We start from the raw sequence: 24,121 nt of genomic DNA, 5'->3' as shown, positions 1-24,121 counted from the left end.
CTGCAAAATGTCTCCGGACGCTACCATCTCCAAATCCAGTTTCGAGCTCCCCATTGAAGGCATGACCTGTGCCTCCTGCGTGCTGCGGGTGGAAAAGGCGATCGCCGCTGTCCCCGGTACGATCAAGGCCAATGTCAACCTGGCGACCGAGCGGGCGAGTGTCGAAACAGATGGATCGGTGCAACCGAGCGCCATCATCGCCGCCGTAAACTCGGCCGGTTATGAAACCAGCGTCGAAAGTTTCGCACTCGAAATTGAGGGCATGACCTGCGCTTCGTGCGTCGGACGGATCGAGCGGGCTCTGTCCGCCGTACCCGGCGTCATCAGTGCCAGTGTCAATCTCGCCACCGAAAAGGCCACCATCAGTGCAACTGCTGGTCTGGTCACGCGGGCTGTGCTTGAAGCGACGGTCAAGGAGGCCGGCTATGAGGTCCGTCAGGTCGCGTCCGAAGCCGGTGCCGAGCCGGTTCCCGCCGCCGACCGCAAGGCGGTCGAGGCGCGCAAGCTCAGCTGGGCCTTCGGCCTCTCGGCCCTGTTGACTGCCCCGCTTTTCGTCATGGAAATGGGGTCGCACTTCATTCCGGCGGTGCACATGTTCATCATGAACACCATCGGCATGCAGACCAATCACTATCTGCAATTCATCCTGGCCACCGTCGTCCTGTTTGGGCCCGGCCTGCGTTTCTTCCAGAAGGGTATTCCGGCCTTGCTGCGCGGCGCCCCGGACATGAACTCGCTCGTCGTCCTCGGCACGTCGGCCGCCTGGGGCTTCTCCGTCGTCTCCACCTTCTTCGGCGGCCTGCTCCCTGCCGGCACCGCCAATGTCTATTATGAAGCGGCAGCGGTCATCGTGACGCTGATCCTTCTCGGGCGTCTCCTTGAGGCGCGCGCCAAGGGCCGCACCAGCCAGGCTATCCAGCGCCTTGTTGGTCTCCAGGCAAAGACCGCGCGCGTTGTGCGCGATGGGGCGGTGATTGAATTGCCGCTCGAGGCTGTTCGAGCCGGCGACCGCATCCAAATCCGTCCCGGTGACAAGGTCCCCGTCGATGGTATTGTGCGGTCTGGTGAATCCTATGTGGACGAATCCATGATCACCGGCGAGCCTGTTCCCGTCCGCAAGGGCGAGGGTGACGAAGTCGTCGGCGGCACGATCAACAAGACCGGCTCCTTTGAGTTCGAAGCCACCAAGGTCGGCGCGAACACGCTTCTGGCCCAGATCATCCGCATGGTCCAGGCCGCGCAGGGTTCGAAGTTGCCCATCCAGGCCTTGGTCGATCGCGTCACCGGGGTCTTCGTTCCGGTTGTCATCGGGATCGCTTTGGTCACCTTTGCAGTCTGGTTCGTCTTTGGTCCTTCGCCGCAGCTCACCTTTGCTCTGGTCAATGCCGTTGCCGTGCTGATCATCGCCTGCCCGTGTGCCATGGGCCTGGCAACACCGACTTCGATCATGGTCGGCACCGGCCGCGCCGCCGAACTGGGTATCCTGTTCCGCAAGGGCGAGGCTCTGCAGACCCTGCGTGATGTCAATGTTGTTGCTCTCGACAAGACCGGCACCCTGACCAAGGGCCGGCCTGAACTCACCGACCTGATCGTGACCGAGGGCTTTGATCGCACCGAAGTTCTGCGCCAGGTGGCGAGCCTTGAAACCCTTTCGGAGCACCCGATCGCCGAAGCGATTGTTGCCGCTGCTGTAAAGGGCGGGCTGACTCTGGCAGCGCCCCAGGGGTTTGAAGCTACGCCTGGCTACGGGATTTCCGGCATTGTAGACGGTCACAATGTTCTTGTTGGTGCCGATCGCGCACTAGCCAAGGCCGGTATTGCGGTCGACCACTTTGCCGGCAATGCCCGCCAGTTGGGTGATGAAGGCAAGAGCCCGCTCTATGCCGCCATTGACGGAACGCTGGCTGCCATCATCGCCGTCGCCGACCCGATCAAGCCAACCAGCCGCAGTGCCATTGCGGCCCTTCATGAGCAGGGCCTGAAAGTGGCGATGATTACCGGCGACAATGCTCGCACGGCCAACGCCATCGCCCGCCAGCTCGGCATTGACGAAGTGGTTGCCGAGGTGCTGCCCGAAGGCAAGGTCGACGCCATCAAGCGTCTGCGTGCCGATGGTCGCAAGCTGGCTTTTGTTGGCGACGGCATCAACGACGCGCCGGCGCTGGCCGAGGCCGATGTCGGCCTGGCCGTTGGCACCGGCACCGACATTGCCATCGAGAGTGCGGACGTCGTCCTGATGTCGGGTGATCTGCGCGGTGTCTCCATCGCTCTGTCGATCAGCCGGGCAACGATCCGCAACATCAAGCAGAACCTGTTCTGGGCCTTCGCATACAATGCTACACTGGTGCCGGTTGCTGCCGGAATCGCCTATCCCTTCACGGGGATGCTGCTCTCGCCGGCCCTTGCCGCTGGCGCCATGGCTCTGTCGAGCGTCTTCGTGCTCGCCAATGCCCTCCGCCTGCGCTCCTTTGGAGCGCAGGTTGGCGCAAGCGACAGCCGCACGTCGGCACCGCTTGAGCTGGAGTATGCAAAATGAACATCGGACACGCTGCAAAGGCCACCGGCATCTCGACCAAGATGATCCGCTACTACGAGACCATCGGTCTCATTACACCGGCACATCGCTCGGATGCAGGCTATCGCGTCTATACCGACCACGATATTCACGCCCTGCGCTTCATCAACCGGGCCAGGGATCTTGGTTTCTCAGTGGAGCAGATGCGCGATCTCCTGGCGCTCTGGCGTGATCGCAGCCGCGCCAGCGCCGACGTGAAGTCCATTGCCCTTGAACATGTCGCCAGACTCAATGAAAAAGCGCTGGCACTCCAGGCGATGAGCAGGACACTGGAACATCTGGCAGAGAATTGCCACGGCGATGACAGGCCAGATTGTCCAATTATTGAAGAGTTCTCAGTTTCTCCGGCGCCAAAAATTCTCACCAAGAGAAAGCCTAGATTTGGCGTTGCGGGAGAAATTGATCCGCATACCCATTGACGATTTAGGGCGGTGAATATTCACCGCCCTTTCTATTTGAAAATTTTGTCATTTGGGGCCTTGACTCTCCCAGCGTTGGAAGCCGGACACCGGGGTTAATCGCAATCGGCGAGAAACCTTTTTCTGGGGAACTCCAATGCAAAAGTTCACACCGGATCCGAAGAGATGGGCCGCTCTGGCATTGCTGTGTGCCGCCCAATTCATCGTCATCCTCGATACCTCCATCATCGGCGTGGCACTGCCCGCCATCCAGGCCGATCTCGGCTTTTCCGCCAGCGGTCTGAGCTGGATTTTCAACGCCTATGTCATCGCCTTTGGCGGCCTGTTGCTGCTCGGCGGACGGTTGAGCGACCTGTTCGGCGCCCGCCGTATCTTTACCACCGGCTTTGTCATCCTGACCGCCGCCTCCCTGCTGGCCGGCCTCGCCACCAGCCAGGAAATCCTGCTTGCCGGTCGCGCGCTGCAGGGCATCGGTGCGGCCTTGATTGCACCATCGGCCCTTACTATCGTCATGCGCCTCTTCGGCCACAATGGAGCCGAACTCGGCAAGGCCTTCGGCTTCTGGGGCGCTGCTGCAGCAGCCGGCGGTTCGGCCGGTGTCTTCCTTGGCGGCGTGATCACCGAGTGGATGGCCTGGGAGTGGACCTTCCTCATCAACGTGCCGCTCGGCCTGATTGTGCTGGCCGCCATCCCGGCTGTTCTGCGCAAGTCCGAACGGGCACGCGGCAAGGTTGACTGGTTCGGCGCGATCACAGTCACCGGCGCGTTGGTTTCACTGGTCTATGCCATTGTCACCATCGAGACGGCCGGCCTTGGCTCGCCGCTGATCCTGTCGCTGCTCGGCATTTCCCTGGCGCTCTTCGTGATCTTCCTGATCGCCCAGCGCGTCCGCCGCGAACCGCTGCTGCCCCTGGGCATCTTCAAGGCGCCCAACCTGGCCGCCGGCAATCTGGTCATGGCCCTCCTGGGCGCGGCCTGGATTCCGCTGTGGTTCTTCCTCAACCTCTATCTCCAGCAGATCCTTGGCCTTTCCGCGCTCGCCAGCGGCCTTGCGCTCCTGCCGATGACCGTTCTGATCATGATCGTCATGGTGGGCTTCTCCGGCAAGCTGATTGGCCGGTTCGGTCCTAAGACCAATCTCATCCTCGGCCTGTTGCTGATGGGGGCATCCCTCATCCTCTTCGCCAACCTGCCGCTGGATGGGTCCTTCGTGATCAACGTCCTGCCGGCTTCCCTGCTGGCGGCCCTGGGCATGGCCCTGGCGTATATCCCGGCAACCATGTCGGGCATGGCAGGCGCCAAGCCCGAGGAAACCGGTCTGGCTTCCGGCCTTATCAACACCACCTACCAGATTGGCTCGGCCATTGGTCTTGCCGTCATGGTGGTGATCTCCACCGCCGGCTTCGGCCATGGCAGCGCTGGCCCGGCAGAAATGCTTCAGGGCTTCCAGGCGGCGTTCCAGGGCGCAGGTGTCGTCGCAGCCGTCGCTGCTCTGGCAACACTCCTCCTCATTCGCGGCGGCGCCGTCCAGCGGGAGGTCCCGGTGGGCTAGACCCTGAGGTGGCGGGCTTGGCCCGCCACCTCCAGATCCGTGTACGAGTGCCTCTCCGTCTCGATTGCGTGCTGCCGCGCCGCGACGGAGTTTTTGCCTGCTCAATGCGGAGCAAGATACCGATCAGTCCGCGTCTTTACTGCTGAGGCACCGAGGCAGCGTCGCCGGTTTGGGGTCCGTTGACGAGTTTCTCGGCTTCCGACCTCATGTCGTCGGTGATCTCGGTAGCGGCCGCAGGCAGTGGCTGTTGACCCCGCTCTCCATTTTGCTCGATGTCTGCGATCAACATTTTCATCTGGAGGATTTCCTTCACCTGCGCCTTGATGATGTTGTCGGCAAGTTTGCGCACCCGCGGGTCGCTGATGCTCGCCTTGCGTGCATTGTTGATGGCAATGGAGTGGTGCGGGATCATCGACTGCATGAACCGCACGTCATCGATCAGGCTTTGATTTCGATTGACGAAGAGAAGCGTGAGCCCCGCTACGGCAGCAATTGCGACGACTGCGACCTTCACCGCCGTCCCCTTGTACATCGACCACATGAAGCCAAGCATGATCACCGTCATCACGCAGCCCATTACCAGAGAGGCGACCAGGCGGTTTACGCTGAACAGGGCGTGGTCGAAGCTGTAGACCAATTGATACATCAGCGGGATCATCACGATCACCGACAAAGCGATCATCCCGGCAATTCGTCCCCAACCCATACCGGTGGAATGCTGTTTATGGTCCTGTGCGGTCATGACTGCTCCTTCCGTTGCTGCAAAACAGAATTCGACGGGTGTCTGGGGATTCCGAAGCGACTTGGCGCTCTCGCGACGCTTTGCACTATCTGGCTAACTGGTGGGGCAGTGGTGCATAGGGGTATCGATGGCATGCCAATGGTTCCCGCGCTCGGCCGACCGGCCTCAGGCATAGTCGGTCCTTGCGCCGGCGCAACGAAGCCTCCCTGAGCCGCGACTATGGTGTCCGATATCGAAGAAAAGGACATCACATGTGGATTGGCGCTCGGCTGTTACCTGCCTTAGCTGTTGTTTCGGTGATGATGGTGTCGGGAGCCGCGATTGCGGCCGGCACCCACGAACATCCTCAAGAAAATGGCACGGCTGCTGCGCCGCTCGATGTCGTTCGAAGCGCCAGCGATCTGCCCGCGACGCAGCGCCGCGCACCTCGGACTATCTCGGTCGCACTTGAAACCGTGGAGGTGACCGGGGCCCTGGAGGATGGTGCCACGTACCACTACTGGACCTTCAACAAGAAGGTGCCCGGACCGTTCGTCCGAGCTCGTGTCGGGGACACGATCGAAGTCAGCCTCCACAATGCGCCTGACAGCTCCGAACCGCACAGTGTCGACTTTCACGCCGCGACTGGCCCCGGCGGCGGAGGGGTGGCAACGCACGCTGAAGCTGGCGAAACCCGCGTGTTCTCCTTCAAGGCACTCAAGGCAGGCCTCTATGTTTACCATTGTGCGGTGCCGTCGGTGGCACAGCATATTTCCAACGGCATGTATGGCCTGATCCTGATTGAGCCCGAAGGAGGGCTGCCGCCGGTCGATAGGGAATTTTATGTGATGCAGGGGGAGCTCTATACCGCCGAAGCCCACGGCGCTCGGGGGAATCTCAAGAGCAGTGCGGAGAAACTCGCCGCGGAACAGCCTGAGTACTACGTCTTCAATGGTGCCGTGGAGGCTCTCACTGGCGAGAACGCACTCCGGGCGGCAGCAGGGGAAACTGTGCGCATCTATTTTGGTGTGGGCGGCCCGAATAAGGATTCCAGCTTCCACGTGATCGGCGAAACGTTTGACCGTGCCTACCCGCTCGGATCCCTGGTCACGCAGCCAATGCTCGACGTTGCCACGGTGTCGGTTCCACCCGGCAGCGCTACCGTGGTGGATCTTATTCTAGACGTACCGGGAGAGTTCAAACTGGTAGACCATGCGCTGTCGCGCGCCGAACGGGGTCTTCTAGGTACACTGGTCGTCACGGGGGATGAGCAACCCGACATCTTCAATGCGCCGGTCCCCGGACCCACTGAGGGTGGTCCGGATCACATCCATGGCTAGCTCACCGCGGTCACGGCCTCTCTGAGGCCCCAATCATCGGCACAGAGGGTATTCGGCAGCCACCTGTGCGTCGCGTCCTCACGGCCGTGATTGACCGGCGGGATCATGTGAATAGGAACTGGCGGCAGGAGGATCGTGTCGCGGTTCGAACGTAGTACAGATCGCTGAATAAGACGAAGTCGGACATGCCGCCAGTCCTCCCCTGGCGACCGTTGAACTAAGCAACAGCCGTGCCCAAAAGGCGACATTTGCGGGAAGTGTCCTATGACCTACGCTAGATCATAGTGCGGTGCAGCGACGAGTCGCTGGACGAGACTGGAGATACTGATGCTACCATGGGTAAAGCTCGATGAGACAACCATGCCGGGTGGTGGCGTAATGACGCTCATGCAATGCGGCAGCGAATTCTCCATCATGTCCGGCGTTATCACTTTAATGAACAACCGGCAGAACCATTCAGAAGAGCAATTGGCCAGGCTATTAGCCGACCGCGTCGGCGCTCGCCCAAAAGCCCGAATTTTGATCGGCGGCCTTGGCATGGGTTTTACCTTGCGTGCTGCCCTCCAGTGCTTTGCCGCCGACAGCGAAATCGTGGTGTCCGAGTTGGTTCCCGAGGTAGTCGCCTGGGCGCGTGGTCCGCTTGCCGTTCTGCATGGCACCAGCCTCAACGATCCTCGTGTTCGCATTCACCTGGGTGACGTCGCTACCGCCATCGGTGGCGGAAAGCCATTTGATGCTATCCTGCTTGATGTAGACAATGGGCCCGACGGCCTGTTTCGTCCCGCCAATGACCGGCTGTACAATGCCGCTGGCCTTGCTGCCGCCAAATCCGCACTGACGACGGGCGGACCACCTGGCCGTCTGGTCGTCTTACCCCGATGCCAGATTCGCCAAGCGCTTGAGGCAAACCGGAATGGCGCTCGAGGAAGTAACCGTTCGCGCCCGCAGCAACGGCAAGGGCGACCGTCACACCATCTGGATTGCCGTGAGGACCAACGGGAAAAGTGTCGGGCCGGTGTAATCTGGAGAGGGAAGTAAAGCGACAGAAGTGGGGAAGGTTACCGTCGAAGCTCGTTCGCCCAGCAAATGACAGTTTCTCAGAGCAGCCGTCCGAAACCTGTCTGTCCGTAATCCACCCCAAAAACGACAGCGGTCGGCCGCGGCCGGAATGGCAGCTAACAGGAAACCGAAAGCGCGACCGGCATGACCGTTTTGGGGCGCTCAGCTGCCTCGGGCGCCCGGAAGCTCTATGTGTTAGTGGGCAGCCATAGGCGTCGTTGCTAACGGTCTCCTTGTCGTTTTCCATCTAATGCAATCAGCGAAAAGGCGAGAGTTCCAACAGAGCGCCGAACGCGTCCTCTTCGAAATGCTCCGTCTGGAGGCTATTGGCGGTCGACACACCGGGATGCGGCCTGTCCGGCGTGCGTACAGTGCGTGCCGCTTCAACCTCGACGATCGCCATGCCACCCTTGCGGCCTTGCTGCCGAGAACCGTATCGTTTTTGCGTCGCGGTGCTTGCATGGCCGAGTACCATTGCAATGGCATCTTTCGCGTCGCTCCAGAAATGCTTCAGTTGAGAGGCCAGAAAGTGCCTTGCGACATAGGCGCAAATGGGCGGCAAACCAGCCTTCTTTGACGCTGTGGCCATATTGGCGTGAAGCGTGCGTGGCTCACGCTTGACATGAAGGACACCGCCTTTGCGCGAAGCTATCCTCCAGAGCCGGCCTGCAAGGGGGGACAGCCCGACGTCATATGTCAGCTTGCGCCAGGGTTGGCCATTGGTCTCGTTGGTTTTGGCGCCATTGATGAAGATGCTCAGGTGCCGATCATCGACGACACTTACGGTAACGCCCATGGCCAGCTCCTCTGGGCGACATCCTGACAGAAGCGACACCAACACTGCAGGAAGCGCGGCCGTGATCGTGTTGTCGGCGAGACGCTGCTGCCAATCCTCAGGGAGTTTCCCGATGTTGCCGCGTTTGGATCGCCCCTTCCGGGTGAAAGCGTCCTTGGGCGGCTTCTTATCGCGTAGCATGTCGATAACCATGCGCACGCCGACCACCTCAGTCAGCTCGTCAGTAGATGCCTGCTTCAGCCCTGCGGTCATCTTCCGATGCGCACTGTGGAACTTCTGAATGATCAGCTTCCACAATGCGTGGATGGCAGCCGATCGCGTCAACACAAATTGGCCTGGGGCAGTGCACCCCACGTAGTCGACATACTCGGTAATCCTGAGTCCTGACTGGTTGATCGATTTCCAGATCCTCCCGTAGCGCTCCAGGGTGTTCGCTTTTTTAGGCTTGGCCAGATGATCTTTTGCCTCGCTCAGAATGCGCTTCAGGTCGTATGCCACCGTGACTCTCCACTACGTCTCCCCTGAGGTTAAGCGGAGTGCGTGAAAATCGGAAAAGGCGAGCCTGGAGAGTGAGAGATGGCCTCGTTGGATAAAGATGCTCTTGAGCGCTTTGACCGGCCATGGCCACCCTTCGCTGGCTTGCGCCAGCAGGGCGGCAGGGTCTGGCGACCCATGGCCAGTCAAAGCGACGGATGTTCCTTCCGGCCCCCCTTTGCCCCATAATATGGGACAGGGGGGCAAGCTCTCTTCGGTCGCCGGAAGGATCATCCGTGGCAGCAGATCAAAGGTGATCTCCTGCCTTGCCTGCTGGTCAAAACCGACGCCCCCTCGATCCATGCTGGATCAGGGGCGCAAGCTCGCTTTGCTCGTCGATTTCGACCAACAGGCCCTATTTCCGGAACCGCCGGAGCGCCTCCGGAAATAGGAAAAGAGCATCTTACCCGACTGGCTCAAGGCCATCTTACCCGACTGGGTCGAGGAAATCTTTCTGGATTGGATACGACCGTCTCGGACACATTTTGACCATCTTATCTTGGGGTAAACCGATCTTATCGTGGCAAAACCGATCTTATCGCTGCCAAACCGACCGGACGCGGATCTTGGGCGTGACCATCCAGCTCAGAGCACCTCATGCTTGTATGCCGCCGAGGTCGTCTGCCTCTCCCTTCCTCGAAATGACGCTGGGCCCGATCTGGTCCGCTAGTGCTGGACCAGAGAGTTGATGTGGCTCCGCTAGCGCTGTCGCGCACATTTAGAGGATGGGGCCCGGAGGCCGACTTGACCCCGGATTTGTCCGCTTGCGCCTACGGCGCTTGCCCCAGCTTCGATGAAGCTGGGGTGGGGGAGTGTGGGGCGGACCTCTCCGGCGTCAACCTCTGGCTCGGGTCTTCTTTCTTTTGCCAAGTGGCTGCCGGAACGGCATCTCTGAAGGGATCTCCGATCCCTTCCGTCGCGGACAAGGCCGGCTTGCCGGCCGCTTCGGGGCGTTTACCCCGAAACCCCTTCGGTTGAGCGGAGTAAACGTCACGATCTGCTTCTGGCTCTCGGATGAGCCAGAAGCAGAACACTTGCTGTGTGGGGATTAGAGCAGAAGCCTAAAGCAGGCGCTGAAACGGCGCCGTGCCGGCAGGTGCCTTCGCCAGGATACGAACGGCATACTCGTCCCACCAGGCGAACTCCTTCCGTTCGCGATGGCTGTTTGGGCCGTTACAAGCTATGCCGCAGCGCGTGCCTTCTTCCTGAATACAGCTGACTTGCGGGCCGGGATCACTTGCTTGGTCTGTACCGCAATCGCCGCAGCTTCGCTCAGGTCGGGCAGGAACTCCAGGGCTGCCAGCTTCACCGCGAGCAATGCTGGCTCTTTATATATGCGGTCTGTAGTCCCCACATTCTCATGTCCGACTATGTCCCGGGTGGTTTTGTCCTTGATCGTTTCGATGCGGTCGAGCGCCGTACAAATGTAGTGACGGAAGCTGTGAAAAGTCTTGGCTGCGTCCTTTTCAACGTGAGATGCGCCCAAGCTCAGCTTCACCGCCTTGGAAAAGTTGTAGTGGAGTTTGTCGCCCCAGGATGACTTGGTGCCCTCGGTCGGCTTGAGCTCGGGGAATAGGTTCGTCTCTCCAGCTTTCTGGAGCTTTCGGACATAACGGTCAAAACCCAGCCGGAGAAGTGCTGGATGAAGGGGCACGGTCCGGGTCGACGCGAGCGTTTTCAGCCCACGGTTGCCATTCTCTGCCACGATGAAATGCGGAACCTCAGCATCAAGGACGACCTCGGCCACTTGCATCCCTGCAATTTCTTCCCGGCGCATGCCGGAATAGGCGCTGATCAGCGGGCACCAATAGAGACCGTCCCACACAATAACATCGCCGGGCACATGCCGACGGGCAAGGGAATGACAGCCGGTCCAAATCGGATGGCCGAACAGCTTCGCGATATTCTCAGCTGTGTAACCGGGCCGCTGTTCATGGCCACGCACCATCCGTGCCAAGCGGAACTCTCCGATCAGGAGCTTTGGCAGGCCTTCCACACCCGCCAGCTGAGCTTGGCGCATCAGCTTTGTCAGGTAACTGAGGTTGCGGTTTATCGTTTGTGCGCTGAGCCCGACTTCCCGCCTGTCAAGGAAGGCCGCTTTCGCCATCATCGCCTCCGCCGTCAATCCTTCATAGACCGGCGCCTTGTGGTTTTTTGGGATGAGCTTGAGACAATCGACGTAACGCTTGATGTCGCTCTGTTTGAGGTCCTGGAAATACTCCTTGCCTGTTGCCCAGACGAACATGTTCACGACCTGTAGCTTCTGGTCGAGTGTTCCAGATGCAAGCCGCCCGTCTTGGCGTTCTTGGGCCACGGTTTCCTCGGTAAAGGTCACTATGTGAGTCTTGGCCGGTGCTTCAGCTTCAGCTGCTGCCTGGGGCTCTGTTTGCCTGTCCTGGTTCTTTGGTGCTGAGGATGGCGGGTCAGCAAGCTTGGCGATCGCCTGTTCAAGCCGTGCGGCCAAATCTTCCAAGTCTGTGAGGGTGATGTCAGCTTGAGAATATTTCTTTGCAACCGAAGCGCTGGCGGCCGCGCACGCCCGCAACGTCAGCCACCTGGCGTGGGCAACATCACCCGGAGCCATTTCCGCGTCTGGAAACAGCAGCATGAGGTCGGTTTTGATCCGCCTTGACCTGCTGTCTGACCAGTGATCCTCCCGATACGTTTTGATGGATTGGCGGGCCAATCGTAGAACTTCGTCGGCATCTGGATCATCCGTGATGAACGAGGGTTCAACTTCACCATCACGACCACGAAGTGCCAGTGTATTGAAGGCGAGGGCAGCGGCTTTGCTGGCGTTGATCTGTGATTTCCAGTCGCCCCCGCCGTCAAGTCCGACAGCATGGACAAGATCCAGCTTGGCCCGATGTTCGGCAAATTTATGCCGGATGAAGTCCTCTGACTGTTCTGGTGTCATTCCGCCCTCACGCATCACTGCAAACGCACGATCGCTTTCGATCGCAAGCAGGGAGCATAGGCGACGGGCAACCCGCTCGTCTTTCGTGCCGAGGCTAAATTCCACGGACATTTTGGCGGGACTTGGCAGGCGCCTGCGGAAGTAAAAAATGGCGCCGCGACGGATGCAGAACGGCAGGCGGGTACCCATGCTGACCTCGTTTGGAGTCGGCGTGTGTGGGACCATGTGTGGCAGTTTGTGTGAAACTTTCACACACCACACAAATTACCAAGCGAATTCAGTAGCTTACGGAGATTTTGGCTGGGGAACCTGGATTCGAACCAAGATCGACGGAGTCAGAGTCCGCTGTTCTACCATTGAACTATTCCCCAGCAGGGCCTGCTGGCCGGCCGGGCGGTGGAGCGCGGGGCTCGCTTCGTTCGGCGCGGGGTTTCCTTAGACAAAGCCGGGGCCGATTGCAAGCGCTGCGCGCGCGGGGCAGTGGAGATCGTTTTCATTGCGCTCCTGCGCCCCTTGCTCTACCTTGGTTTTCAACACGCAACGAAGATGCGTTCGGGCGCGGCCGGCTCTGGCCCTGCGACCGCGCATGAAGGAGACAGATGTGACCGACTCGATTCGGTCCGCTGCTGTATCGGCCGCAAGCGCCGATGCAGGGCTCCATGTCCCGTCCGGATCCGTCCGGGGGCAGGGGGCGGGCGCGACCGTGCCCGGCCCGGAGCCGCGGACACACAAGACGGCGCCTCCGCGGCGCCACCGCGGGCCGCTTTATGCCGCGCTCGATCTCGGCACCAACAATTGCCGGCTTCTGATCGCCCGCCCGCACGATCACGGCTTTCGCGTCCTCGATGGTTTTACCCGCATCGTCCGCCTGGGCGAGGGGGTCTCGGTCACCGGCCGCCTCTCCGATGCCGCCATGGAGCGCACCATGGAGGCGCTCCGCCAATGTCGCAACAAGCTGCGCGACCATCAGCCCGACCGGATGCGCCTGATCGCTACCGAAGCCTGCCGCGCGGCCGAAAACGGCGTCGCCTTCCTGGAGCGCGTGCGCGAGGAAATCGGCATCGATCTCGAAATCGTCGACCGGCGCACCGAGGCGGAGCTTGCCGTCACCGGCTGCGCCGACCTCATCGAGGAGACGGCCCAGGGGGCGCTGATGTTCGATATCGGTGGCGGCTCGTCCGAACTCGCCTGGCTCGATTTCCGCGGCGGTCGGCCGCGCATCCAGGGCCGCATGTCCGCCTCCATCCGCTCCTGGCAATCGCTGCCGGTGGGCGTGGTGTCGATTGCCGAAAAGTTCGGCGGCGTCGATGTCACCCCCGACGTGTTCGAGGCCATGGTGAATTACGTCGCGGAACATCTGCGTCAGTTTCGCGGGCGCGAAAAGCTGCGCCAGATGATCGGAACCCATCCGGTGCACCTGATCGGCACTTCGGGCACCGTGACGACGCTGGCGGGCCTGCATCTGGGGCTCGAGCGCTACGAGCGGCAGAAGGTCGATGGCCTGTGGATGCGGCGCGAGCAGGTGGACGACACCATGCGGGTGCTGCTCGGCATGTCCTTCGAGCGCCGCGTCGCCCATCCCTGCATCGGCAAGGATCGCGCCGATCTGGTGCTGCCCGGCTGCGCCATCTTCGAGGCGATCCGCCGTGAATGGCCCACCGAACGCGTGCGCGTCGCCGATCGCGGCCTGCGCGAGGGCATTCTGATTTCACTGATGGATGCGGACCGCGTGCATAAGCGCGGCCGCTTCGGACGGAGGCGCCCCAATGGCCAATAACAAGGCACTCGGCACCGGCGGGCGCAAGTCCGACAGGGACCTCAAGATCCGCGTCAAGACCGCCAAGGGGCGCAAGGTCGCCTCGACCAAATGGCTGGAGCGGCAGCTCAACGACCCATACGTGGCGCGCGCCCGTGCCGAGGGCTACCGCTCCCGCGCCGCCTTCAAGATCAAGGAGATCGACGAAAAGCATAAGCTCTTCAGGAAGGGCATGCGCGTCGTCGATCTGGGCGCGGCGCCTGGCGGTTGGTCGCAGGTGGCGGCCAAGGCCGTCGGCTCGACGGTGGACCACCCCCTGATCGTGGGCATCGACTATCTCGAGATGGACCCCATCCCCGGCGTCATCCTGCTCCGCAAGGATTTTACGGACGACGACGCCCCGGCGGCCCTTGTCGAGGCCATGGGCGGCCACAAGGCCGATGTGGTGATGAGCGACATGGCCTGGCCCACCACCGGCCACCGCGCCACTGATCACCTGCGCATCGTGCACCTGATCGAGATCGCCGCCGATTTCGCCATCGAGGTGCTCAAGCCCGGTGGCTCGTTCGTCGCCAAGGTGTTCCAGGGCGGCACCGAGCACGAGCTCCTGCACATGCTCAAGCGCCACTTCAACACCACCTTCCACGCCAAGCCCCCCTCCAGCCGCTCCGACTCGGCCGAGGCCTACCTCATCGCCAAGGGGTTCAAAGGCTCGCGGCCGGCCGAAGGCGAAATCACGCCGGAGGCGTAATTCCAGGCGTCGAGGCCATGAGAGCTACGCTCGAATGGCACACGCGGGGAGGCCGCAGGCGAAATTAGGCCGGAGGCGTAATTCCAGGCGTCGAGGCCACGAGCGCTACGCTCGAGTGGCGGGTGCGGGGAGGCCGCTGCCTGACGCACGACGCCCCAACAGCCCTCATCCTGAGCGCCGTCGAAGGACGAGGGCGTGGCACGGTCTAAGCTTCGCAACCCCGCCCTCAGTGCGCCGCCTGCAGCTGGTGCCCGGCATTGCGCGGCAGGCGGATGAACATCGCCGTCGAGATCAGGCACACGGCTGCCAGCACGATGAAGGCAATGTGGAAATCGCCCAGCGTCAACTCGCCGCCGCGCAGCGCCGTGCTGGCTTCCAGCATCCCGCCCCCGAGGGCGACGCCGAGCGCGATGGAGAGCTGGTTGGACACCTGTGCCATCACATTGGCCTGGCCCGCATCCTTGTCCTCGATATCGGCGAAGACGAACGCCTGGCTGCCGGTCCAGAAGGTCGATTGCCAGAACCCGACGAACACCAGGATGCCGATGATGAGCGCGATCGGCGTCGTCGGCGTATAAAGCCCCATGGCCAGCAGGCCCGCGGCCGAGACGGCCGTGGATAGCGTCAGCGAGGTGCGGAAGCCCATGACGCGGAAGATGCTGGTGGCGGCGAACTTGGCGATGATGGCCCCGACGGCGCTCGCAAAGGTGATCATCCCCGATTCGAACGGCGTATAGCCAAAGCTCAGCTGCAGCATCAGTGGAAAGAGGAACGGCGTCGCCCCTTGGCCCAACCGGAAGAAGGTGCCCGCCACCACGGCGCTGCGGAAGAACGGAAGGCGCAACAGCCGCAGGTCGAACAGCGGCTCGTCCGTCCTCAGAGCATGCCGCGCATAGGCCGCCACCAATGCAAGGCCGAGCAGGGTCGCCAGCACCCCCACGATGGGCGGCAGCGCCGGCAGGCTGATCACCGAGGTGCCGAAGGCAATGAGCGCAAAGGCCGGCCCGGCCAGGGCAAAACCCTTGAAATCGATGGCGCGGGGTGCCACCCGGGTCATCTCGGGCAGGAACCTGCTGACGAGGACGACCCCGATTACCCCGATGGGCACGTTGATGAGGAAAATCCAGTGCCAGGAGAAATAGGTGGTCAGGAACCCGCCGAACGGGGGCCCGACAATGGGCCCGATCAGCCCCGGCACGGTCAGCCAGGCCATGGCGTTGACGAGGTCGTGCCGGGGCGTCGAGCGCACCAGCACCAGGCGGGCGACGGGCGTCATCAGTGCGCCGCCCATGCCCTGAACGAACCGCGCGACCACGAAGGCCAGCAGCGAATCCGAAAAGGCGCAGGCGATCGAGCCGATCACGAACACCACCATGGCGATCCGGAAGACATTGCGCGAGCCGAACCGGTCGGCCATCCAGCTCGAAATGGGAATGAAGATCGCCAGCGCTACGAGATAGGCCGTCAGCGCCAGCTTGAGGGAGATCGGGTCGGTGCCGATATCGGCCGCGATGGCGGCCAATGAGGTGGCGATCACGGTGGAGTCCATGTTTTCCATGAACAGCGCGGTCGCCAGGATCAGCGGGACGGTCCGGGACAAATCTTCCTCCAATGGGCGCGACGAGCGCGCCTAGTCTGCATGCCGGCCCTGATGGCCGGAAACGTTGCTGCCCGCGTCGGGCGGCAGTCGCAAATACACAAGACCCGCCAACGAGCTGATGCCGCCGACGACGAAAAAGGCGATCTGGAAATTGAGCAGCGTCAGGTGGCCACCGCTGAGCGGACTGGTGAGCTCGAGGATGGCGCCGGCCACCGCAACCCCCGTGGCGACGGAAACCTGCTGCGCCACCGCCACGATCGCCGTGGCCTGGCTGGCCTCCTCGTCCGAGATGTCCGCATAGCCCAGCGCATTCGAGCCGGTGAAGAACACCGAGCGCAGCACGCCCCCGATCAGGAGCACGCTCATGATCAGCGGCACCGAGGTTTCGGCGGTGAACAACCCCTGCGCCCCGATCAGCAGCCCCCCCAAGATCGAAGCAAAGCCCAGGGCGCGCGGGAAGCCGAAGCGCGCATAGAGGCGCTGCGCCAGGAACTTGCTGAGGATCGCGCCAATTGCCGAAACAAAGGTGATGGCGCCCGACTGGAACGGCGAGAGCCCGAACCCGAGTTGGAGCATGAGCGGCAGGAGGAACGGCACCGCGCCGATGCCGATGCGGAACAGCGACCCGCCGGTAATCGAGGAGCGGAAATAGCGATGCCGCAGCAGTTTCGGGTCGAGCAGGGGGTACTTCGTGCGCTTGGCGTGCAGCATATAGAAGACGCCGGCCGTGACCCCGATTGCCAGCGTCATGTACCCGTAGAGGATCGGCAGGGCCGGCAGGCTGATCACCGAAAGGCCGAACACGCAGCCAGACACCGCAATGGCGGCGATAAAGAAGCCGACGAGGTCGACCGGTCTTGGCGTCCGCTCATCCGGCACGTTGAGGAAAATGCCGGCCAGGATGATGCCCGCGATCCCGATCGGAATGTTGATCCAGAAGATCCAGTGCCAGGTGAGATAGGTCGTGAAGAACCCGCCGATCAGCGGCCCCGTGACCGGCGCGATCAGCGCCGGCACGGTCAGCCACGCCATGGCATTGACCAGCTCGTTGCGCGGCGTCGAGCGCACCAGCAAGAGGCGCCCGACCGGCGTCATCATCGACGAGCCGACGCCCTGGAAAAAGCGCGACAGCACAAAGGTCTCGAGCGAAAAGGAGAACGAGCAGGCGAGCGAGCCGAGCATGAACACGAAGATCGCCAGCCGGAAGATGTTCTTGGCCCCGAACCGGTCCGCCATCCAGCCGCTGATGGGAATGAAGATGGCGAGCGCCACGAAATAGGCCGTCAGCGCCAGCTTGAGCGCGATCGGCTCGCTGCCGATATCGGCGGCGATCGCGGGCAGGGACGTGGCGATGACAGTCGAGTCCATCTGTTCCATGAACAGGGCGACCGCCAGGATGAGCGGAGTAACGCGGATCAAGTTGAAGAACCGGAGAGTCGTCTGAAAAGGCGGCTGGGAGACCGGCGGCCACTATGGCCTGCCTGCTGTCTCCCGACTACCCCAAAAAGCCGCTCTTGTATGGAAGTTTGATCGCCTGCTGCGGGTCCGCCATGCGCCCGCGCCCCTAGGCAAAGCCACAAGCCGATGCTATTGACCCTCGCCAACCCGATCCGGCTTCACCCGCCAGATCGTATTCCATTTCATCTCTGGTTTTACCGGAAGGCAGGAAGGGTCTGGCCTTGGCGAAGATTATTACCACCATCACTGGCGATGCCGCGCTCACCTTCGATGACGTGCTACTGCAGCCGGCGCGCTCCGACATCCTGCCTACCGAAACCGACATTTCCACCTATGTCACCAAGGACATAGCGCTCAATCTTCCCATCCTGTCCTCGGCCATGGACACGGTCACCGAGGCCAACATGGCCATCGCCATGGCGCAGGCTGGGGGCCTCGGCGTCATCCACAAGAACTTCACCGCCGCCGAACAGGCCGAGCAGGTCCGCCAGGTCAAGAGCTTCGAAAGCGGCATGGTGGTCAATCCCATCACCATCGGCCCCGATGCCACCCTGGCCGATGCGCTGGGGCTCATGCAGCAGAGCCGCATCTCGGGCATCCCGGTCGTGGAAAACGGCGGCACCGGCGGCCGCGCCACCGGCAAGCTTGTCGGCATCCTCACCAACCGCGACGTTCGCTTCGCCTCCAATCCCAATCAGCGCATCGCCGAGCTGATGACGCATGACAACCTCATCACGGTGCGCGAAGGCGTCTCCAAGGACGAAGCCAAGGTCCTCCTCCATCGCCACCGCATCGAAAAACTGCTGGTGGTCGACGAAAACTACCACTGCATCGGTCTCATCACCGTCAAGGATATCGAGAAGGCCCAGCTCCACCCCAACGCCGTCAAGGACGAGCAGGGGCGCCTGCGCGTCGCCGCCGCCTCGACCGTGGGTGACAATGGCTTCGAGCGCTCGCTGCAGCTGATCGACGCGGGCGTCGATCTCCTCGTCATCGATACCGCGCACGGCCATTCGGTCCGGGTTGCCGAGGCGGTAGAGCGCGTCAAGCGCGAGAGCAATTCCACCCGCATCGTGGCCGGCAATGTCGCCACCGCGGAGGCCACCAAGGCCCTCATCGATGCAGGCGCCGATGCGATCAAGGTCGGCATCGGGCCGGGCTCGATCTGCACCACCCGCGTCGTCGCCGGCGTCGGCGTGCCGCAGCTCGCCGCCGTCATGGCCTGCGCCGAGGAAGGGGCCAAGGCGGGCGTGCCGGTCATCGCCGATGGTGGAATCAAGTTCTCAGGCGACATGGCCAAGGCCTTGGCGGGCGGCGCTTCCTGCGTCATGGTCGGTTCGCTTCTGGCGGGTACCGACGAGGCTCCCGGTGAAGTCTATCTCTACCAGGGCCGCTCCTATAAATCCTATCGCGGCATGGGCTCGGTCGGGGCCATGGGCGCCGGCTCGGCCGATCGCTACTTCCAGCAGGACGTGCGCGACCAGATGAAGCTGGTGCCCGAGGGCATCGAGGGCCAGGTGCCTTACAAGGGTTCGGTCGGCGCCGTGCTGCACCAGCTCGCCGGCGGCCTCCGCGCCTCCATGGGCTACACCGGCGCCCACACGCTCAGGGACTTCCGCGAGAATTCGGTGTTCGTGAAGATTTCCGGCGCCGCACTCAACGAAAGCCACGTCCACGACGTCACCATCACCCGCGAAGCCCCCAACTACCGCAGCGGCCGCTAAGACTGACCCCGCTAGGGGCGGTCTCCAGTAGCGCCCGCCGCCGCCGTCCTCCCTCCCCCTGGCGGGGAGGGACCGAGGGTGGGGGGAGCCTCACGCACCCAGCCAGGGCTCGCGCCCCTATTCCGCTCCCCCCTCGGGGAGAGGTGGCGCGGCAACGCCGAGTCGGTGAGGGGGGTGCCACAGCCATCTCTCCACCGGCCCAATTTCTTCTCCCTCTCGGGGAGAAGGTGGCCCGAAGGGCCGGATGAGGGGGGCTCTGCACATACGGCACGTCCAATGGACCACCCGGTCAAGCCGGGTGGTGACGCTGTGCGTGATCGAGCACCCCAACCATCCGTGACAGCCTCGCAGCCCTCCCCAACCGTCATTGCCCGGTTTATCCGGGCAATCCACCCGTCCCCAAAATCCCCCTCACCGATCTCCGCTGCGCTCCGGCCACCTCTCCCCGAGGGAGAGGAATAAGAGGCGCATCCCACCCCGCAACACCCACCGGCCCAATTCTTCTCCCTCTCGGGGAGAAGGTGGCCCGAAGGGCCGGATGAGGGGGTGCTGCCGCGCCTGCCAGCGCCCCAGCACATGCCAAATCTCTCCCCCTTCTCCCCGCCCCAAAACCCCCTGCCATACTGCCCCCATCAGCCGGGCGTGATGGAGTTGCAACGATCAACTGCCCGGCGACTGTCGGGAGGGCTCTGCATCGTTCCGGAGCCTGGGCCGGGGTTAGAGGATCAAAAGGGCCAGCGCCGATCCTTTGGAGAACCTTGCGTCAGAAAACCCGGCGCCCGGAGGCGGTTCTCGTCTCACACATTTACCAAACTCAGAGGCGGGCGCCGCCTCCGGGCACCGTCACTCTCGAACCGGAGGCCGAGACGCCATCCGGCGATTCTGCACGCGCACAAAGACCGATTCCGCTACAAGGCCTTACGCGCACCATCCGACTCTCTTGAGGAACGCGAATGCCCCTGACCGACAAGCTGCTCCTTCTCGCCCTCATGGCGCAGGTGCTCCTCACCATCGTCATCCTCCTCTGGATGGGTCGCGAGCGTGTCCCCCGGGTCATGCGCGGCGAGATCGATGTCGAAGCCATCGCCGTCGAGCGCACCGCGTACCCGCTCCGCGCGCGGCTCCTCTCCAATAGCTTCGACAACCAGTTCCAGCTGCCGGTGCTGTTCTATGTCGCGTGCCTTCTGGCGCTGCAGACGGTCACGGTCGGCTGGCTCGAAATCGTCCTCGCCTGGGCCTTCGTCCTGCTGCGCATCGTCCACGCCGGCATCCACGTCACCACCAATCAGGTGTTCCACCGCTTTGCCGCCTACACTGCCGGCCTTGCGGTGCTTTGCCTGTTCTGGCTATGGCTGGCCTTCCGCATTCTTCTCGCTCCGGGTACCTGAACCATGCGCCTCCCAGGCCGCCTTGCCGCCGCTATCGAAATTCTGGCCGATGTCGAGCAGCGCCGGCGGCCCGTCTCGGAAGCCCTCAAGGCCTGGGGGCTCAACAACCGCTTTGCCGGGGCAGGGGACCGCGCGGCCATCGGCAATCTCGTCTACGACGCGTTGCGGCACCGTGCCTCCTTCGCCCACCTCATGGGCACCGACGATCCGCGCGCCCTCGTGCTGGCCGTTGCGGTGCGGGAGTGGGGCGAGACGCCCGCAGCGCTCAACGACGCGTTTGCGGGTGACAGCCACGCACCCGCCCCGGTGACGGATGCCGAGGCGGCCGCCCTGGCAGGCCCGCTTGAGGGCGCTCCGGCGCACGTGGCAGCCGATGTGCCCAAATGGTTGGCGCCCTCGCTCGAGCGGGCCTTTGGCGCGACCTGGGTCGAGGAACTGGCGGCCATGACCGGCCGGCCCTCGCTCGATCTTCGGACCAATCTCCTCAAATCGACGCCGGAGCGGGTCATGAAGTCGCTGGCGCGCTTCTCGCCCACGCCCACCACCATCGCGCCCTGGGGCATCACCATGCCCGCCGGTCTGCGCGACGCGCGCACGCCCAACGTCACCACGGACGAAGGCTACCAGAAGGGCTGGTTCGAGGTGCAGGATCAGGGCAGCCAGATCGTCTCGGCCCTGGCCGGTGCGCAGCCGGGCGAGCAGGTGCTCGACCTCTGCGCCGGTGCCGGCGGCAAGACGCTGGCTCTGGCCGCGGCCATGGGCAATACCGGCCAGATTTTTGCCTACGACGCCGATCGGGCCCGTCTCGCCCCCATCTACGACCGGCTGAAGCGCAACGGCGTGCGCAACGCGCAGGTGCGCGCACCCGGCGACGGCGCCCTGCACGATCTTGCCGGTCGCATGGACCGCGTCGTCATCGACGCGCCTTGCACTGGCACCGGCACCTGGCGCCGGCGCCCCGACACCAAGTGGAAGCTCACCCCCGAACTGCTCGCCCAGCGCCAGGCGGAGCAGGCGGCGCTTCTGGCGGAGGGGCTGAGCTATCTCGGGCCGCGTGGCACGCTGGTCTACATCACCTGTTCGATCCTGCCCGAGGAAAACGACGACCAGATCGCCGCCTTCCTTGCCGCTCACCCCGACGTGAAGAGCCGGCCGATCGATGCCGCCTGGCATCATGCCTTCGGCGTCGATCTCCCCGATGGCCTGCGCACGCCGGGCGGCGGCATCTGCCTCACGCCCCTGCGCACCGGCACCGACGGCTTCTATTGCCATCTCCTGGGCCGTAATCCGGGGTGAACTAGCCGCGCTGGCCCTGCGTTCAAGAGTCAATCGTTTCAGGAAAGGACATCGGCATGGCCTCCGTCACCGCAGAACGACATTCTCCCGGCCACTGGATCGCGCTCGCCGTCTTCCTTGTGCTGGTCATCGGCGTCGGCGGCCTCATCGGCACGCAGTCGACGCCCGACGGCTGGTACCAGGCGCTGACCAAGCCGCCCCTGAACCCGCCCAACTGGGTGTTCGGGCCGGTCTGGTTCACGCTCTACGTGCTGATCGCCATCGCCGGCTGGCGCATCTGGACCATCGACCCAAAATCCACCGCGATGAAGCTCTGGGGCGCCCAGATGCTTTTCAACTGGGCCTGGTCGCCGACCTGGTTCACGGCGCACCAGCCTTGGCTGGCCTTTGCCATCCTGGTCGCCATGTGGCTCAGCATTGTCGGCTTTATCCTCGCCTCGCGCCGGCATGACAGGATCGCCCCGTGGCTCTTCGTGCCTTACCTCGCGTGGGTCACCTTCGCCGGCTATCTCAATCTTTCGATAGCGCTGCTGAACTGACCGGCCAGGCCGTCGCCGCCGAACGGTGCGCCGCACATTCATTGCCGCCCTGCGTCCGCGACGCTTGCGAAAACGGCACACTCTGGGTAAAGCCCGCCCATGCAGCACCCAGACATCGCCTCCGATACCATCCTGATCGTCGATTTCGGCTCGCAGGTCACGCAATTGATAGCGCGGCGCATCCGCGAAACGGGCGTCTATTGCGAGATCCATCCGTTCCAGGCGGCGGCGGAAGCCATGCGGACGCTGCAACCCAAAGGCGTCGTCCTCTCCGGCGGCCCCGCCTCGACGCTCGATGACAACGCCCCCACCATCGACCCGGCCGTCCTCGATGCCGGCGTGCCGATCCTGGGCATCTGCTACGGCCAGCAGGCGCTCTGCATGGCGCTGGGCGGCAAGGTCGAAGCCGGACATCACCGCGAGTTCGGCCGCGCCGACGTAACCGTCCGAAAAGCCTCCGCTCTTTCGGAAGGCGTCTGGGACGTGGGCACCGACCACCAGGTGTGGATGAGCCACGGCGATCGCGTGACGCAACTGCCGGAAGGTTTCGAGGTCGTCGGCACCTCCCCCAATGCGCCCTTCGCCATGATCGCCAACGAGCAGCGCCGCATCTGGGCCGTGCAGTTCCACCCCGAAGTGGTCCACACCCCCGATGGCGCCAAGCTCTACGCCAATTTCGTGCACCGCATCTGCGGGCTCGAGGCGAGCTGGACTATGGCAGCCTACCGCCAGAAGATGGTCGAGAAAATCCGCGAGCAGGTCGGCGACGGCAATGTCATCTGCGGCCTTTCCGGAGGCGTGGATTCCTCGGTCGCGGCGGTCCTGATCCACGAGGCCATCGGCGACCAGCTGACCTGCATCTATGTCGATCATGGCCTGATGCGCCTCAACGAGAGCGAACAGGTCGTCACCATGTTCCGCGACCAGTTCAACATTCCGCTGGTCCACGTGGATGCCTCCAAGACCTTCATCGGCGAACTCGAAGGACAATCCGACCCGGAAACCAAGCGCAAGATCATCGGGCGCCTGTTCATCGAAACGTTCGAGGAAGAAGCCAAAAAACTCGGCGGTGCCGACTTCCTCGCACAGGGCACGCTCTATCCGGACGTGATCGAATCCGTCTCCTTCACCGGTGGCCCCTCCGTCACCATCAAGTCGCACCACAATGTGGGCGGCTTGCCCGAGCGGATGAACATGCAACTGGTCGAGCCGCTGCGCGAGCTCTTCAAGGACGAGGTCCGCGCCCTTGGCCGCGAGCTCGGCATCCCCGAGAGCTTTATTGGCCGCCATCCCTTCCCAGGCCCGGGCCTCGCCATTCGTTGCCCCGGCGGCATCACGCCCGAAAAACTCGACATCCTGCGTCAGGCCGACGCCATCTATCTCGACGAAATCCGCAAGTCGGGCCAGTACGACAAGATCTGGCAGGCCTTCGCCGTTCTGCTTCCGGTCCAGACTGTGGGCGTCATGGGCGATGGCCGCACCTACGAATTTGTCTGCGCCCTGCGCGCCGTGACTTCCGTCGATGGCATGACGGCGGATTTCTACCAGTTCGATATGAATTTCCTCGGCCGCACCGCCACGCGTATCATCAACGAAGTGCGCGGCATCAACCGCGTCGTCTACGACGTCACGAGCAAGCCTCCCGGCACCATCGAGTGGGAGTAAGGGAGCAGCCTCCCGCGCGGGGCTCGTGTTT

The 24,121-nt window shown here is 63.0% G+C and carries 16 protein-coding genes, 1 tRNA gene and 1 pseudogene; 12 read left to right on the top strand and 6 right to left on the bottom strand.

The window, feature by feature from the left end:
* The first annotated feature begins 7 nt into the window (after positions 1 to 7).
* From IC608_RS06455 to IC608_RS06445, 3 genes are all read left to right on the top strand, one after another.
* Complete coding sequence (locus tag IC608_RS06455) at positions 8 to 2,536, top strand: heavy metal translocating P-type ATPase (RefSeq protein ID WP_191773639.1); 2,529 nt, start codon at positions 8 to 10, stop codon at positions 2,534 to 2,536.
* A complete protein-coding gene (gene cueR / locus IC608_RS06450) occupies positions 2,533 to 2,994 on the top strand; it encodes a Cu(I)-responsive transcriptional regulator (RefSeq protein WP_191773637.1) in 462 nt (153 codons plus the stop codon). The genes IC608_RS06455 and cueR overlap by 4 nt, the downstream gene beginning before the upstream one ends.
* Before the next feature lie 136 nt (positions 2,995 to 3,130).
* Positions 3,131 to 4,546, top strand: a complete 1,416-nt coding sequence (locus tag IC608_RS06445; RefSeq protein ID WP_191773635.1) for an MFS transporter — start codon at positions 3,131 to 3,133, stop codon at positions 4,544 to 4,546.
* A 136-nt stretch (positions 4,547 to 4,682) separates the two neighbouring features.
* On the opposite strand, the gene IC608_RS06440 is transcribed toward IC608_RS06445, so the two are convergent.
* Positions 4,683 to 5,288: a DUF305 domain-containing protein gene (locus IC608_RS06440; protein WP_191773633.1), complete on the bottom strand. Its 606-nt coding sequence runs from the start codon at positions 5,286 to 5,288 to the stop codon at positions 4,683 to 4,685.
* Between the two features lie 251 nt (positions 5,289 to 5,539).
* Between IC608_RS06440 and nirK the strand changes: the two genes are divergently transcribed.
* Together nirK and IC608_RS06430 are read left to right on the top strand one after the other, a co-directional pair.
* The gene (nirK, locus tag IC608_RS06435; protein WP_191773631.1) at positions 5,540 to 6,607 is read left to right on the top strand and encodes a copper-containing nitrite reductase; all 1,068 of its coding nucleotides are present in this window, start codon (positions 5,540 to 5,542) and stop codon (positions 6,605 to 6,607) included.
* A 327-nt stretch (positions 6,608 to 6,934) separates the two neighbouring features.
* Positions 6,935 to 7,628 (top strand): annotated as a pseudogene (locus tag IC608_RS06430) (hypothetical protein).
* A gap of 294 nt (positions 7,629 to 7,922) precedes the next feature.
* On the opposite strand, the gene IC608_RS06425 reads toward IC608_RS06430, so the two are convergent.
* From IC608_RS06425 to IC608_RS06415, 3 genes are all read right to left on the bottom strand, one after another.
* Positions 7,923 to 8,960: a site-specific integrase gene (locus tag IC608_RS06425; RefSeq protein ID WP_191773629.1), complete on the bottom strand. Its 1,038-nt coding sequence runs from the start codon at positions 8,958 to 8,960 to the stop codon at positions 7,923 to 7,925.
* A 1,216-nt stretch (positions 8,961 to 10,176) separates the two neighbouring features.
* Positions 10,177 to 12,102: a site-specific integrase gene (locus IC608_RS06420; protein WP_191773627.1), complete on the bottom strand. Its 1,926-nt coding sequence runs from the start codon at positions 12,100 to 12,102 to the stop codon at positions 10,177 to 10,179.
* A gap of 108 nt (positions 12,103 to 12,210) precedes the next feature.
* Positions 12,211 to 12,284 (bottom strand) — tRNA-Gln (locus tag IC608_RS06415).
* Positions 12,285 to 12,514: 230 nt separating this feature from the next.
* Between IC608_RS06415 and IC608_RS06410 the strand changes: the two genes are divergently transcribed.
* Both IC608_RS06410 and IC608_RS06405 read left to right on the top strand, forming a co-directional pair.
* Positions 12,515 to 13,690 carry a Ppx/GppA phosphatase family protein gene (locus IC608_RS06410; protein ID WP_345890844.1) on the top strand — a complete coding sequence of 392 codons (1,176 nt, stop codon included), beginning with the start codon at positions 12,515 to 12,517 and terminating at the stop codon, positions 13,688 to 13,690.
* Positions 13,680 to 14,420, top strand: a complete 741-nt coding sequence (locus tag IC608_RS06405) for an RlmE family RNA methyltransferase (RefSeq protein ID WP_191773623.1) — start codon at positions 13,680 to 13,682, stop codon at positions 14,418 to 14,420. Before IC608_RS06410 ends, IC608_RS06405 begins: the two co-directional genes overlap by 11 nt.
* 226 nt (positions 14,421 to 14,646) lie before the next feature.
* Here IC608_RS06405 and IC608_RS06400 read toward each other — a convergent pair whose 3' ends face one another.
* On the bottom strand, positions 14,647 to 16,020 hold the full coding sequence (locus IC608_RS06400) for an MFS transporter (protein WP_191773621.1): 1,374 nt from the start codon (positions 16,018 to 16,020) through the stop codon (positions 14,647 to 14,649).
* A 30-nt stretch (positions 16,021 to 16,050) separates the two neighbouring features.
* Positions 16,051 to 17,439, bottom strand: a complete 1,389-nt coding sequence (locus tag IC608_RS06395) for an MFS transporter (RefSeq protein ID WP_191773619.1) — start codon at positions 17,437 to 17,439, stop codon at positions 16,051 to 16,053.
* 260 nt (positions 17,440 to 17,699) lie between these two features.
* Between IC608_RS06395 and guaB the strand changes: the two genes are divergently transcribed.
* From guaB to guaA, 5 genes are all read left to right on the top strand, one after another.
* Complete coding sequence (gene guaB / locus IC608_RS06390; RefSeq protein ID WP_191773618.1) at positions 17,700 to 19,202, top strand: IMP dehydrogenase; 1,503 nt, start codon at positions 17,700 to 17,702, stop codon at positions 19,200 to 19,202.
* Between the two features lie 953 nt (positions 19,203 to 20,155).
* The gene (locus IC608_RS06385; RefSeq protein ID WP_191773616.1) at positions 20,156 to 20,590 is read left to right on the top strand and encodes an MAPEG family protein; all 435 of its coding nucleotides are present in this window, start codon (positions 20,156 to 20,158) and stop codon (positions 20,588 to 20,590) included.
* 3 nt (positions 20,591 to 20,593) lie between these two features.
* On the top strand, positions 20,594 to 21,886 hold the full coding sequence (locus IC608_RS06380; protein WP_191773614.1) for an RsmB/NOP family class I SAM-dependent RNA methyltransferase: 1,293 nt from the start codon (positions 20,594 to 20,596) through the stop codon (positions 21,884 to 21,886).
* Between the two features lie 56 nt (positions 21,887 to 21,942).
* A complete protein-coding gene (locus tag IC608_RS06375) occupies positions 21,943 to 22,425 on the top strand; it encodes a TspO/MBR family protein (RefSeq protein WP_191773612.1) in 483 nt (160 codons plus the stop codon).
* A 99-nt stretch (positions 22,426 to 22,524) separates the two neighbouring features.
* Positions 22,525 to 24,090 carry a glutamine-hydrolyzing GMP synthase gene (gene guaA, locus IC608_RS06370; protein WP_191773610.1) on the top strand — a complete coding sequence of 522 codons (1,566 nt, stop codon included), beginning with the start codon at positions 22,525 to 22,527 and terminating at the stop codon, positions 24,088 to 24,090.
* The last annotated feature ends 31 nt before the right edge of the window (positions 24,091 to 24,121 follow it).

The organism is Devosia oryzisoli (genome assembly GCF_014837245.1).
GTDB lineage: Bacteria > Pseudomonadota > Alphaproteobacteria > Rhizobiales > Devosiaceae > Devosia > Devosia oryzisoli.
The sequence above is the reverse complement of the archived record's forward strand: the minus strand, read 5'-3'. Positions and strand labels throughout refer to the sequence as shown.